This window comes from Bradyrhizobium sp. GW821-FHT13H05 (genome assembly GCF_058804065.1).
Window position 1 is genome coordinate 79,856 of the sequence record NZ_JBXAPO010000005.1, and the last position, 12,292, is coordinate 92,147.

The window sequence follows — 12,292 nt, forward strand, 5'->3', positions numbered from 1 at the left end:
CGCTTTATCCTCCGTCATTGCGAGGAGCACAGCGACGAAGCAATCCAGAATCCCTCAGCGGGGACAGTCTGGATTGCTTCGCTACGCTCGCAATGACGGGATTGGGCTGGCGCCCTCCTCACTCTCAACTGTCATCGCCCGGCTTGACCGGGCGATCCAGTATTCCAGAGACGGTTGTGATTAATCGAGAGGCCGCGGCGTACTGGGTCGCCCGGTCAAGCCGGGCGACGACACTGATTGTGAGGCCGCTCCTCGCGCCTCACATCGCACCTCAATACCCCCGCGCCCGCGCCAACTGCTCGGTGTGGTAGTTCGCATCGCCGAACAGCTCCTCACAGACCCGCGCGCGCTTCATGAAGAAGCCGATGTCGAACTGGTCGGTCATGCCCATGCCGCCATGCATCTGCACGCCTTCCTGCACCGCGCGCGTGGCGGTGGTGCCGGCGCGGGCCTTGGCGACTGCGACGGCTGAGGCGGCCTTGGCGACGTCCGTATCCAGCGCCTGCAGCGCCTTCATGGTGGCGGCACGGGTGATCTCGATGTCGACATAGAGCTCGGCCGCGCGGTGCTGCAGCGCCTGGAATTCGCCGATCAGCTTGCCGAACTGCTTTCTGTTCTTGAGGTACTCGACGGTGCGGTTGAACACCTCTTCGCTGAGGCCGACCATCTCAGAGGCGACCGCGCCGCGGCCGATGTCGAGCACACCGCCGAGCAGGGCTGCGCCCTGGTCGACCTCGCCGAGCACACTGTCGGCGGTGACCTCGACATTAGCCAGCTCGATCCGCGCAGCATTGTGCGCGTCGACCATGATGGTGCGCTCGATCGCAACGCCCTTGGCCTTGGGGTTGACCAGAAACAGCGTCAAGCCGTCGCGCTCGCCGGCGCTACCTGCAGTGCGCGCGGCGACGATGAAGAGATCGGCGACGTGGCCGTCGACCACCAGCGCCTTGGCGCCGGAGAGCTTGAAACCGTTGCCGGCGCGCACGGCCTGCAAGCTGGTCTGGAGCGGGCGATGCTTGGCGCCCTCGTCGATCGCGAGCGTCGCGAGCAGCGAGCCGTTGGAAATCTTCGGCAGGTATTCGGATTTCTGCGCGGCATTGCCGCCGCGGTTCAGCGCCGAGGCCGCGACCACGCTGGTGGCGAGAAACGGCGACGGCATCAGGGTGCGGCCGATCTCCTCCATGATGATGCCGGCTTCCACGAAGCCGAGACCGCTGCCGCCAAACTCTTCCGGCACCAAGAGGCCGGCAAAGCCCATCTCGGCGAAGGAATGCCAAAACTCCTTGGAGAAGCCGGTGGGATCCTTGGAATCGCGCAAAGATCGCAGGTGCGACACCGGCGCCTTGTCGCTGATCAGCCCGCGCGCGCTGTCGCGGAGCATGGATTGTTCTTCGGTGAGGACGAGGGCCATGGTGCAAGGTCTCTGGTATCGCGTGAGATGCATATTGTTTGCTGTCATTCCGGGGCGATGCGCAGCATCGAACCCGGAATCTCGAGGTTCCGGGCTCGATGCTGCGCATCGCCCCGGAACGACGATCAAGCCCCCGGCAGATCGAGGATGCGCTTGGCGACGATGCCGAGCATCACCTCCGTCGTGCCGCCCTCGATCGAGTTCGCCTTGGTGCGCAGCCAGGCGCGCGGACGGGCGCCTTGCCTGGAGCGTTCGCTCTCCCATTCCAGCGCATCGACGCCGCCGGCCGACATCAGGATCTCGTAGCGGCGCTTGTTGAGCTCGGTGCCGTAATATTTCATCGCCGACGAGAACGCCGGGTGCGCCTGACCGGCCTTGGCGAGATCGACCGCACGCTCGGCGCAAGCTGCGAGCGCGGCTTCGTCGACGTCGAAGCTGGCGATCCGGCCGCGCAGCATCGCATCATCAAGCTTGCCTTGCGCATCGGTGCCGACCGAGTCGGCTGCGATCTGGCCAAGCGGACGGCCGACGCCGCGCTCGCCCATGCCTGAGATCATCGCGCGCTCGTGCTGAAGCAGATATTTTGCGACATCCCAGCCGCGGTTGACGGTGCCGACCACATGCGACTTCGGCACGCGGACGCCGTCGAAGAAGGTTTCGCAGAACGGCGAGTAGCCTGAGATCAAGAGGATCGGCTTGGTCGTCACACCCTTCGAGGTCATGTCGAACAGGATGAAGCTGATGCCGTCGTGCTTCTTCGCCGTGGGATCGGTGCGCACCAGGCAGAAGATCCAGTCGGCGTAATTGGCGTAGGAGGTCCAGATCTTCGACCCCGTGATGACGAAATCGTCGCCGTCGCTTTCGGCGCGAGTCTGGAGCGAAGCGAGATCGGAGCCGGCGTTGGGCTCGGAATAGCCCTGGCACCAGCGGATCAGGCCAGCCGCGATCTTCGGCAGATGCTCTTTCTTCTGGGCATCGTTGCCGTATTTCCGCAGCGCGGGCCCAAGCATCCAGATGCCGAAGCTCGAGAGCGGCGGACGTGCACCCATCTTCGCCATTTCGGCGCGCAGCACCTTGTGCTCGGCGGCGCTGAGGCCGCCGCCGCCGTATTCCTTCGGCCAATCCGGCACGGTCCAGCCCTTGTCGCGCATGCGCTCGAACCAGATGCGCTGCGGCTCGGAGGCGAATTTCGTATTGCGTCCGCCCCAGAACACGTCGGCGTCCGAGGTCGCGGGCTTGCGCATTTCCGGCGGGCAATTGGCTTCCAGCCAGGCGCGCGTCTCGGCGCGAAATTGTTCGAGATCGGCGGTCTCAGTCTCACTGGTTTTAGAGTCAGTCATTGGTCGTTTCCATCAATCAAAATCGGCTTGTTGGCAGCGACTCTGAGCCATCGCCTCGTGGAATTCAACCACTTCCGTGCCGCTGCATTCGGCTATAGTCGGAGCGACGGCGATGCTTGAAAACAAAGAGGAAAAGAGAATGCGCCTGAAACTTCTTTCGCCTGGCGAAATGAACGAGAGCCAGCGGCAGACCTATGACGAGTCGATTGCCGGCAAGCGCGGCAAGCCGCCGGCGCCGATGATGGCCTGGCTCAACAGCCCCGACATGGCCCGTCACGCCACACGGCTCGGCGAAGTGCTGCGCTACGACACGATCTTCCCGGCAAAGCTTTCGGAGATCGCGATCCTGGTGACGGCGCGGCACTGGACCGCGCATTATGAATGGTATGCGCACAAGCGCCTCGCGCTTGCGGGCGGCATGGATCCCAAAATCATCGACGCCATCCGCGACCGCCGCACGCCTGTCTTCGACGACCCCAAGGGCAAGATGATCTACGACGTCGCAAAATCGCTGCACGAGGGCCACGGCGTTGAGAAGGGGCTCTACGATGAGGCGGTGCGCGTGCTCAGCGAGCGCGGCGTGGTCGAGGTGATCGGGCTGTGCGGCTATTACACCATGGTGTCGATGACGCTGAACACCTTTGAGTTCGAGCTGCCGGAAGGCGAGATGCCGGAGCTGGCTTAGTTTCGTATCCGGATAGCGCAATTGCGCATCCGGAAACGCTGGGTTTCGGGATAGGCCAGTGGCGCTGTCCCGAGTCTCGACTTAAGTGGAGTTGGTCAACGGAGCAACCACATGTCGCAAAGCCCTGCCGTCGCCGCCGGCACCAGGATCGGCCACGTCCACCTCAAGGTCGCCGACCTCGATCGCGCGCTCGGCTTTTATTGCGGCGTGCTCGGCTTCGAGCTGATGCAGCGCATGGGCTCGGGCGCGGCCTTCATCTCGGCCGGCGGCTATCACCACCACATCGGGCTCAACACCTGGGAGAGCAAGGGCGGCTCGCCGCCGCCGCCGGGCACGACCGGGCTATTCCACACCGCGATCCTCTATCCGACGCGCCCCGCGCTGGCGGATGCGCTGCATCGGGTGCTGTCGGCCGGCATTGCGCTTGATGGCGCGAGCGACCACGGCGTCAGCGAGGCGCTGTATCTGCGCGATCCCGACGAGAACGGCGTGGAGCTGTATTGGGACAAGCCGCGGGAGCAATGGCCGTTCGGGCCAGATGGCAAGTTGTCGATGTTTACGAAGCGGTTGGATGTCGAGGGGTTGCTAAAGCAGCGGGAGGGATAAGCACCGCTCTCTCCTCGTCATTGCGAGGAGCGAAGCGACGAAGCAATCCAGACTGCCTCTGCGGAGAGCTTCTGGATTGCTTCGCTGCGCTCGCAATGACGGAGTTTGCGGAGGCACCTTCGCGACTCTAGGCCACCTTCGCGCGCGGCTTTCCCCGCACCATGATCAGCGCCGCCGCCACCACCTCCAGCGCGATGCAGAGATAGAACGGCAACGCGTAGCCGCCGGACCAATCGCGCAGCAAGCCGACAACGCCGGGACCGAACGCATAGGTCACCTGGTTGATCGCCGTGTTCAGGCTGATCAGCACGCCGAACGAGGCGGAATCGAACTCCTGCTGCACGATCAGCGACGGCAGCGTGATGAGGTTGCCGACGGAGAAGCCGAACACTGCGCAGGCCGCAATCAGCACGTAGTCATTGTGCAGGTTAATGACGACGCAGAGCGCTGCCGCCTGACTCAGGAACGACAGCGCCGAGGCGAGGCGCTGGTTGAGGCGGTCGATCACCATCGAGAACAGCACCCGGCCGACCACGGCCATCGCCGTCAGCACCGCGACGGCCACCGCCGCGCGCTCGCGGCCGATCACGGGATCGAGAAACGAGATCAGGTGCACGATGAAGCCGACTTGGGCGAACAGCACCAGCGCAAACGCGGTCGTCACCGTGAGAAAGCCGACATCGCGCAGCGCCCAGGCGCGGATCTGCGTCGATGATTGCGGCTTTGCCTTTGCCGTCGCGTGCCCACCATGGAGATCGGGCGGACGGCCGACGAGAAGGAGGATCACCGGCACGAGCAGCACCAGCATGGCACCTGACGTCGCGAACATCGCGTTTCCAAAGCCGATATGACTGATCATCATGACCAGCAGCGGCACGCCGACGATGCCGCCAAAACTGGCGCCGTTCAGCGCGAGGCTGATTGCCATGCCGCGCTTGTGGTCGAACCACAGGCTGATCGTGTTGGTGATCATGGCGAGGCTGGTGCCGGCCCAGCCGAAGGCGAGCACGGCATCCGCAAGATAAAGCTGCCAGGGCTCGCGCACCGCGCCGATCGCAACCGCAGCACCCGCCATCGCCAGCGTGCCCGCGATCAGGCAGATGCGCGGGCCGTATTTTCTGACGGCTTCGCCGACGAACACGACCAGCAGCGCACCGAACAGATAGAAGAACGTCGTTCCCGAGGAGATCAGCGAGGTCGGCCAGCCCCGCGCGCGCTGGAGCTCGGCGACATAGACGCTCTGGCCGTAGAAGCCGAGCCCCCAGCCGAAGGTCGCGAGCAGGAAGCAGACCGCGACGATGCGCCAGCCCTCGTAACGCAGGGAGGATTCGTCGATGCGAAGTTGTTGAGGATTATCAAGCATGCCGCTTACTCCGTCATGCCCGGGCTTGTCCCGGGCATCCACGTTCTTCGATTCGCGTCCAAGACGTGGATGGCCGGGACGAGCCCGGCCATGACGCAGCATCTATGATCTCACCTCAGAAAAGCACTTCGACGGCGATCGAAGTATCAATGCTGCTGACAGTCTCCTGCCAAACTACACGGCATCCGGGAACTCGCCCATCGCCGTTTCCAGCCGTGCCCTGCGGCGGCGGGCCCAGGAGACCAGCGAGAGCACGGCAAGACCCAGCACCACCGGCGGGAACACCACCATGTTCACCGCGGACCAGCCGTAATTGGCGAGCAATTGCCCTGACGAGAACGAGCCGATCGCCATCATGCCGAACACGAGGAAATCGTTGAAGGCCTGCACCTTGTTGCGCTCCTGCGGGCGGTGCGTCTCCAGCACCAGCGCGGAGGCGCCGATGAAGGAGAAATTCCAGCCGATACCGAGCACGATCAGCGTCGCCCAGAAGTGCATCGCGGTGATGCCGGAGAGGCCAATCGTGGCGGCGCCGGCTTCCAGCAGCAGGCCGGCGGCGACGATCTTCGGCGCACCGAAGCGCGCAATCAGCGCGCCGGTGAAGAAGCTCGGGCCGTACATGGCGACGATGTGCCATTGAATGCCGAAATTGGAATCGGACAGGCTGAGGCCGCAGAGCTTCATGGCGAGCGGCGCCGAGGTCATCACCAGATTCATCATGGGATAGGCGATGACGCCGCACAGCGCCGCCGCAATGAAGCGCGGCTGGCTGACGATGGTGAGCAGCGGCCGTCCGCCATGCAGATCAGCCGGGGCGGGCCTGGGCATATCGACGCCGGCGACGATGCCCATCGCGACCAGCGCGACCGCGGCCTGCACCAGGAAGCTGAAGGCGAACAGATAAGGCGACCAGACATCCATGGTCCATTGCACGAGCTGCGGACCGAGCACGCCGGCGAACACGCCGCCCGCCATCACCCAGGACACCGCCTTGGGCCGGTAGGCCGCGCTGGCACCATCAGCCGCGGCGAAGCGATAGGATTGCGCCACCGCGCCGTAGAGGCCGCCGAGAAAGGTCGCGACGCAGAACAGCGCGAACGATGCGTGCAAAATGGCGAATGAGCCGAGCAGACCGGTCAGCGCACCCAGACCGGTGCCGATGACGAAGGCGGCGCGGCGGCCGAAGCGGCGCGAGATCGCGCCCGTCGGCAGCGTGCCGGCGGCAAGGCCCACCACATACATCGAGATCGGCACCGTCGCGAACGACATGTCCGGCGCGAGCGTGGCGCCGACGATCGCGCCGGTCGCAAAGATCACCGCCGAATTGGCGCCGGTCAGCGCCTGCGCCGCGGCAAGGCGCACCACATTGGCACGCACGCGGGCATCGGCGTCAATTTGATCGGCTGAAGTCACGTCTAGCATCGGCATTTCCGCCCCAAGGGACTTTCGAGGGCCTTGTGATTCCCGGCACTATGGAGGGGCACGGGAGGGCCGGCAACCGGCGCAAACGGGCGCGGGCCATGCCTCTGACGCAATCGGACGGATGATAGCGGCGTGCGCCCTTGACGGCTTGCGCTCGATCAAATCCTATCCGCCGCGATCCCTGGGAGTTTCGTTCATGTCCGTCGATAACAGGCCCACGCTCAGCGCTCCCGACGACGATCCCTGGCTCTGGCTGGAGGAGATCGAAGGCAAGCAGGCGCTCGATTTCGTCGCGCGGCAGAATCAACTGACGCTGAGCGCGTTTGGTGGAAAAGCTTTCGAGCGCGACCGCGACATCCTCGCCACGATCTACGATCGTCCCGACAACATCCCCTATGTCAGCCGGCGCGGCACCGACCTGCACAATCTCTGGAAGGATGCCACCCATCCGCGCGGCCTGTGGCGGCGGACCACGCTGGCGGAATTTCGCAAACCAGATCCGGGCTGGGAGACCATGTTGGATATCGATCAGCTCGCAGCAAGCGAAGGCGAGGACTGGCTGCTCAGCGGGATCGCCACGATGCCCGGCAGCTCGCGGGCGATTCTGAGCCTGTCGCGCGGCGGCAGCGATGCCGTCACCTTGCGGGAATTCGACCTCGCCACGAAGAGTTTCGTGGCGGACGGATTTACGCTGCCGGAGGCCAAGGGCGGCGCGGACTGGCTCGATGCCGATACGCTGCTGCTGTCGAGCGCGCACGGCGAAGGCATGGCGACGAGTTCGGGATATTCGCGGACAGTTCGCCTGTGGCGGCGAGGCGAGCCTGTCGAGCATGCGCAGGTGATCATCGAGACCACCGCCGATCACATGGCGATGTCAGGCATGGCCGACGACACCGGGCCTGCACCGCGGGTCTGGATCGTCGATCAAATCGACTTCTTCAATCATGCGACCTGGCTGCGCGACGCCGCCGGCACGACGACGAAGCTCGATCTGCCGACCGGCATCTGGATGGAGGCGCATGGCGACTGGTTCGCGATCAAGCTGCGCAGGGACTGGCAGGTCGAAGGCCGGACCTATGCTACCGACACCGTGCTCGGCATGTCGCTCTCGGCGTTCCTCGCCGGCCGCCGCGATTTTGCCGTGCTGTTCGAGCCGGCGCCGCGGCGCGCGCTGCAAGGCCTGTTCTGGGTTGCGGGCAAGCTGGTGCTGTCGATCCTCGACGAGCTCAAACCGCAATTCGAGATCCGCACGCCATCTGCCACTGGCTGGAGCCGCGAGACGCTTCCCGGTCTTCCCGACATCGGTGTCGTCGACGTCTGGCCGCTCGATCGCCATCCGTCGGAGAGCAACGGTGATCTGCTCGCCAATGTGCAGGACCCGCTCACGCCGGCGTCGCTGCTGCTGATCGAACGCGGCGTCGCAAGCCCGACCGTGCTGAAGCAGGCGCCGAAGACGTTCACCGCCGACGGTCTCGTGGTGACGCAGCACGAGGCGATCTCTGTTGACGGCGAGCGCATTCCCTATGTCCAGACGGGCCCGGCCAAAGAGACCGGCGATGCGCCGGTTTATATGAGCGCCTATGGCGGCTTCGCCGTCGCGGTGAAGCCGTACTACAATCCATCACTCGGCAAGCTGTGGCTGGAGCGCGGCGGCACGACGGTGCAAGCGAATCTGCGCGGCGGCGGCGAGTTCGGCACGCGCTGGCACGATGCCGGCCGGCTTGCCGGCAAGAAGCTGTCGCACGACGATTTCGCGGCCGTGGCCGCCGATCTCGTCCGCCGCGGCGTCACGCAGCCGAAACGCATCGCTGCGCAGGGCGGCTCGAACGGCGGCATCCTGATCACCAACATGCTGGTGCGCTATCCCGAGCGCTTCGGCGCGCTGTTCTGCACCATCCCGCTGATCGACATGCGCCGCTACACAAAACTGCTCGCGGGCGCGAGCTGGATCGCGGAATATGGCGACCCTGACAAGCCGGAAGAGTGGGAGTGGCTGAAGACCTACTCCGCCTATCACAACGTGAAAGCCGGACAGGCTTATCCGCCGATCCTGATCGCCACCACCCGGCGCGACGACCGTGTCCATCCCGGCCACGCGCGCAAGATGGCGGCGAAGCTTCAGGCGATGGGCTATGAGGCCTGGTTCTACGAGCCGGAAGCCGGCGGTCACGGCTACGGCAAGGACAACAAGGAGCGCGCCGGCTTCGAGGTGCTCGGGTTTCGTTTCCTGAAGGACAGGATCGGCTGGCGGGACAGCGAGGCCTGACGGGCGCTTGAGCCGCGCTGTCGTGTGATTGGCTCAGTGCGAGCCAAGAGCGAGGCTTGCCTCTCCCGCTTGCGGGAGAAGCCGACGCACTCGAAGAGTGCGGCGGGTGAGGGTTCTCTCCTCTGGGAGGTTGTCCCGATGCGGCGACACCCTCTCCCCAACCCTCCCCCGCAGGCGGGGGAGGGAGCGCACCGCCGTTGTGGCTTAGCGCGAAAACACCAGCGTCAGATTGTTCGCGGGCATCTCGATCGTATCGACGAGGCCCAGGCCCACGGCGCGCGCGAGTGTTTCGACATCCCCGATATCACGCACGCCCCAGTCGGGATTGCCTTCGCGCAGCGAGGTGTCGAACACGGCGTTGCTGAGCGCGGTGTGCTTGCCGTCGCGCTTGAACGGGCCATAGAGGAACAGCTTGCCGTCGGCGCGCAAATAACGGCCGGCGCCGGCGAACAGGCCTTCGGCCACGGTCCACGGCGCGATATGGATGACGTTGGCGCAGAACACGGCCGCAAGACTGGTCGGCGCCTGACCGCTTTTCATCTCCGGGCACCAGTCGGGATCGGTGAGATCGATCCGCAACGGCGAGCGGATGTTTTGCAGGCCCGAATGGACGCGCCAGGCCTCGATGCTCTTGACGTGCCGCTGGTTGAGGTCGCTCGGCCACCAGATCAGGCCGGGCGTATGCCGCGCGAAATGGACCACGTGCTGGCCGGTTCCGCTGCCGACCTCGACCACGTTACCGGTCACGCCGGCAAGATGCTTCTCCAGGGCCGCCCAGAGCGGCTCGTGGTTGCGATGAAAGGCCGGCGCATCGAGACGGCCATCGGGCTCGACGCGCCCGCCGTCCCTGCCAAATTCAACGACATAGTCAGCCAATTGACGTCCCCGGGAAATGAGAGAGCAGACCAAAACGCAAGCAAGGACCAAACGCCCCGAACACATGCCGGTTAATCCCGGCCGATGAACGATCTATCTCTTCAGTTGCAATGCGGAAGATATTAACGCCATTTTGCGCCCTGCATAGTGTCGATTGTCAGGGCATGCCCTTTGTGCTTTGGAACACTATATTTCCGCGAACACGACCATCGATATAACGCCTCGGAACGTTGCCTTGACCGCTCTTCTCCGCAAACCCGCCCTGCTCCTCGCGCTGGCCGCCCTCACCGGCATGGCCATGAGCCCGGCACGGGCACAATCCGCCGTGACCGAGGGCCAGAAGCTCGCCTTCGACCGCGGCAAGGGCAATTGCCTGACCTGCCACGTCATCAAGGGCGGCGACCTGCCGGGTACGATCGGTCCGGAGCTGAAGGACATCAAATCAAAATACCCTGATCGCAACGAGCTGGTCGCGATCCTGTTCGACGAGACCAGGCGTAATCCGCAGACCATGATGCCGCCGTTCGGCCGCAACCGCATTTTGACCGACCAGGAGATCAGCGCGATCGTTGATTTCCTGCAAACCCTGTGACTTCAGGCACGCCGAGAGACTGTCCAAGAGATTGTCCAGGAGACCTCTGATGACCACGACCACCGACCCTCATCCGACGCGGCGCCTGATCCTTCAGGGCGCAGCCAGTGTCGCGCTGCTCGGCCTCGGCGATCTGCCGTTCGGCCCCACGTCCGCGCTCGCGGCTGCGAACGACAAATATCCGGAAGAGGCGTTCAAGCTGAAGAACGAAGCGGACGCGATCAAGGCGCTCTACGGCAGGACCGCCGAGCCATCCGACAAGATCAAGCTGGATGCGCCGGAGATCGCCGAGAACGGCGGCGTGGTGCCGATCTCGGTGACGACGACGCTCGACAAGGTGACCTCGATCTCGTTCTTCGTGGCCGAGAATCCGAACGCGCTCGCAGCAAGCTACAGGATTCCTGACGGCACGCTGCCTGCTATCGCCAACCGGCTGAAGATGGCCAAGACCACCAACGTGACCGCGATCGTGGAAGCCGACGGCAAGCTCTACAGCGCGACCAAGGAAGTGAAAGTCACCGTCGGCGGCTGCGGCGGCTAGGAGAATCGACATGGCATCCAGCATTCGCGTACGCGCTACCGCCAACGGCGACATCACCGAGGTGCAGACGCTGATCCAGCACCCCATGGACACCGGCCTGGTCAAGGATTCCAAGGGCGAGGTGATCCCGGCACATTTCATCCAGCAGCTGAAATTCGAATGTAACGGCAAGGACGTGTTCGTCGCCGATTGGGGCACCGCGGTCTCCAAGGACCCCTATGTCAAGTTCAGCTTCAAGGGCGCCAAGAAGGGCGACGACCTCAAGATCTCCTGGACCGACAACAAGGGCGGGTCGGATACGATCACCGCGAAGATCGCGTGATGAAGGCCCGCTCCGCCCTCCTGCTTGGCTCGTTGAGTGCCGCGCTGGTCGCGTTCGCGCTCACCTCGCCGGGCGTGGTCGCAGCCGACAAGGTTGACCCGGTCGCCGACGCAAAAGCGTTCCAGAATTTCTTCTTTCAGAAATTCCCTGGCGTGAAGCACGAGGATTTCGTCAACGGCCCTTATTCCATGAACGAGGACATGAAGCGGCAGTGGCAGGAGAAGGAGGAATTCCCGCCTTACGAGTTCGCGCTCGATGCCGGCAAGGAGATGTTCGCCACCCCGTTCAAGAACGGCAAGACCTACGCCGACTGCTTCCCGAATGGCGGCATCGGCGTTCGCCAGAACTATCCCTATTTCGACGAGAAGGAAGGCAAGGTCGTCACGCTCGAGCTTGCGCTCAACCGCTGCCGCGAGGCCAATGGCGAGGCGCCCTATTCCTACGTCAGGGACGAGATGGCTTCGCTGACCGCCTATATGGCCTTCACCTCGCGCGGCAAGCTGATGGACATCAGGATTCCTGACGATCCGCGCGCACTCGCCGCGTTCGAGAACGGCAAGCGCTATTTCTACACGCGGCGCGGCCAGATGAATTTCTCCTGCGCCAGCTGCCATGTGCAGAGCCCGGGCGAGCGCATCCGCGCCGAGATCCTGGCGCCGGCGCTCGGTATCCTGAACGCGATGCCGATCTACCGCTCGGAATGGAGCGGCATGGGCACCACCAGCCGCCGCTTCGTCACCTGCAACAGCCAGACCCGCGCGGTCCCGCTGGAGCCGCAGGCGGACGAATATCGCGACGTCGAATATTTCCTCTCTTATGTCGCCAACGGCCTGCCGATCTCGGGCCCAGGAGCGCGACCATGAGCGCG

12 protein-coding genes are annotated in these 12,292 nt (G+C 64.4%); 7 read left to right on the forward strand and 5 right to left on the reverse strand.

Features of this window, described 5'->3' with window-relative positions:
• Positions 1-271: 271 nt before the first annotated feature.
• Positions 272-1,411 carry an acyl-CoA dehydrogenase family protein gene (locus AC1RR3_RS17175; protein ID WP_492824298.1) on the reverse strand — a complete coding sequence of 380 codons (1,140 nt, stop codon included), beginning with the start codon at positions 1,409-1,411 and terminating at the stop codon, positions 272-274.
• Positions 1,412-1,536: 125 nt separating this feature from the next.
• Complete coding sequence (locus tag AC1RR3_RS17180; RefSeq protein WP_492824299.1) at positions 1,537-2,751, reverse strand: acyl-CoA dehydrogenase family protein; 1,215 nt, start codon at positions 2,749-2,751, stop codon at positions 1,537-1,539.
• Positions 2,752-2,890: 139 nt separating this feature from the next.
• Between AC1RR3_RS17180 and AC1RR3_RS17185 the strand changes: the two genes are divergently transcribed.
• Entirely contained in the window at positions 2,891-3,436 is a 546-nt protein-coding gene (locus AC1RR3_RS17185; RefSeq protein ID WP_492824300.1) for a carboxymuconolactone decarboxylase family protein, read from the forward strand.
• Between the two features lie 111 nt (positions 3,437-3,547).
• Positions 3,548-4,042, forward strand: a complete 495-nt coding sequence (locus tag AC1RR3_RS17190) for a VOC family protein (RefSeq protein ID WP_492824301.1) — start codon at positions 3,548-3,550, stop codon at positions 4,040-4,042.
• 127 nt (positions 4,043-4,169) lie between these two features.
• Here AC1RR3_RS17190 and AC1RR3_RS17195 read toward each other — a convergent pair whose 3' ends face one another.
• Together AC1RR3_RS17195 and AC1RR3_RS17200 are read right to left on the reverse strand one after the other, a co-directional pair.
• Positions 4,170-5,405, reverse strand: coding sequence for an MFS transporter (locus tag AC1RR3_RS17195; protein WP_492824302.1), 1,236 nt, complete (start codon positions 5,403-5,405; stop codon positions 4,170-4,172).
• A 174-nt stretch (positions 5,406-5,579) separates the two neighbouring features.
• Positions 5,580-6,827: an MFS transporter gene (locus AC1RR3_RS17200; RefSeq protein WP_492824303.1), complete on the reverse strand. Its 1,248-nt coding sequence runs from the start codon at positions 6,825-6,827 to the stop codon at positions 5,580-5,582.
• A gap of 196 nt (positions 6,828-7,023) precedes the next feature.
• Between AC1RR3_RS17200 and AC1RR3_RS17205 the strand changes: the two genes are divergently transcribed.
• Positions 7,024-9,093 (forward strand): prolyl oligopeptidase family serine peptidase, encoded by a 2,070-nt coding sequence (locus tag AC1RR3_RS17205; RefSeq protein WP_492824304.1) that lies wholly within the window; start codon positions 7,024-7,026, stop codon positions 9,091-9,093.
• Positions 9,094-9,297: 204 nt separating this feature from the next.
• On the opposite strand, the gene AC1RR3_RS17210 is transcribed toward AC1RR3_RS17205, so the two are convergent.
• Positions 9,298-9,969: a DUF938 domain-containing protein gene (locus AC1RR3_RS17210; RefSeq protein WP_492824305.1), complete on the reverse strand. Its 672-nt coding sequence runs from the start codon at positions 9,967-9,969 to the stop codon at positions 9,298-9,300.
• A gap of 235 nt (positions 9,970-10,204) precedes the next feature.
• Here AC1RR3_RS17210 and soxX point away from each other — a divergent pair, with 235 nt between their 5' ends.
• Genes soxX through soxA form a run of 4 tightly spaced genes read left to right on the forward strand, consistent with a single transcriptional unit; the run spans position 10,205 to position 12,287 of the window.
• A complete protein-coding gene (soxX, locus tag AC1RR3_RS17215; RefSeq protein WP_492824306.1) occupies positions 10,205-10,561 on the forward strand; it encodes a sulfur oxidation c-type cytochrome SoxX in 357 nt (118 codons plus the stop codon).
• Between the two features lie 49 nt (positions 10,562-10,610).
• Positions 10,611-11,102, forward strand: coding sequence for a thiosulfate oxidation carrier protein SoxY (gene soxY / locus AC1RR3_RS17220; protein WP_492824307.1), 492 nt, complete (start codon positions 10,611-10,613; stop codon positions 11,100-11,102).
• Between the two features lie 10 nt (positions 11,103-11,112).
• Positions 11,113-11,424, forward strand: a complete 312-nt coding sequence (gene soxZ, locus AC1RR3_RS17225; RefSeq protein ID WP_492824308.1) for a thiosulfate oxidation carrier complex protein SoxZ — start codon at positions 11,113-11,115, stop codon at positions 11,422-11,424.
• On the forward strand, positions 11,424-12,287 hold the full coding sequence (gene soxA / locus AC1RR3_RS17230) for a sulfur oxidation c-type cytochrome SoxA (protein ID WP_492824309.1): 864 nt from the start codon (positions 11,424-11,426) through the stop codon (positions 12,285-12,287). Before soxZ ends, soxA begins: the two co-directional genes overlap by 1 nt.
• The last annotated feature ends 5 nt before the right edge of the window (positions 12,288-12,292 follow it).

Coding starts and splice junctions, on each gene's coding strand:
- AC1RR3_RS17175 (WP_492824298.1), bottom strand. CDS start 1,411: ATGGCCCTCGTCCTCACCGAAGAACAATCCATGCTCCGCGACAGCGCG.
- AC1RR3_RS17180 (WP_492824299.1), bottom strand. CDS start 2,751: ATGACTGACTCTAAAACCAGTGAGACTGAGACCGCCGATCTCGAACAA.
- AC1RR3_RS17185 (WP_492824300.1), top strand. CDS start 2,891: ATGCGCCTGAAACTTCTTTCGCCTGGCGAAATGAACGAGAGCCAGCGG.
- AC1RR3_RS17190 (WP_492824301.1), top strand. CDS start 3,548: ATGTCGCAAAGCCCTGCCGTCGCCGCCGGCACCAGGATCGGCCACGTC.
- AC1RR3_RS17195 (WP_492824302.1), bottom strand. CDS start 5,405: ATGCTTGATAATCCTCAACAACTTCGCATCGACGAATCCTCCCTGCGT.
- AC1RR3_RS17200 (WP_492824303.1), bottom strand. CDS start 6,827: ATGCTAGACGTGACTTCAGCCGATCAAATTGACGCCGATGCCCGCGTG.
- AC1RR3_RS17205 (WP_492824304.1), top strand. CDS start 7,024: ATGTCCGTCGATAACAGGCCCACGCTCAGCGCTCCCGACGACGATCCC.
- soxY (WP_492824307.1), top strand. CDS start 10,611: ATGACCACGACCACCGACCCTCATCCGACGCGGCGCCTGATCCTTCAG.
- soxZ (WP_492824308.1), top strand. CDS start 11,113: ATGGCATCCAGCATTCGCGTACGCGCTACCGCCAACGGCGACATCACC.
- soxA (WP_492824309.1), top strand. CDS start 11,424: ATGAAGGCCCGCTCCGCCCTCCTGCTTGGCTCGTTGAGTGCCGCGCTG.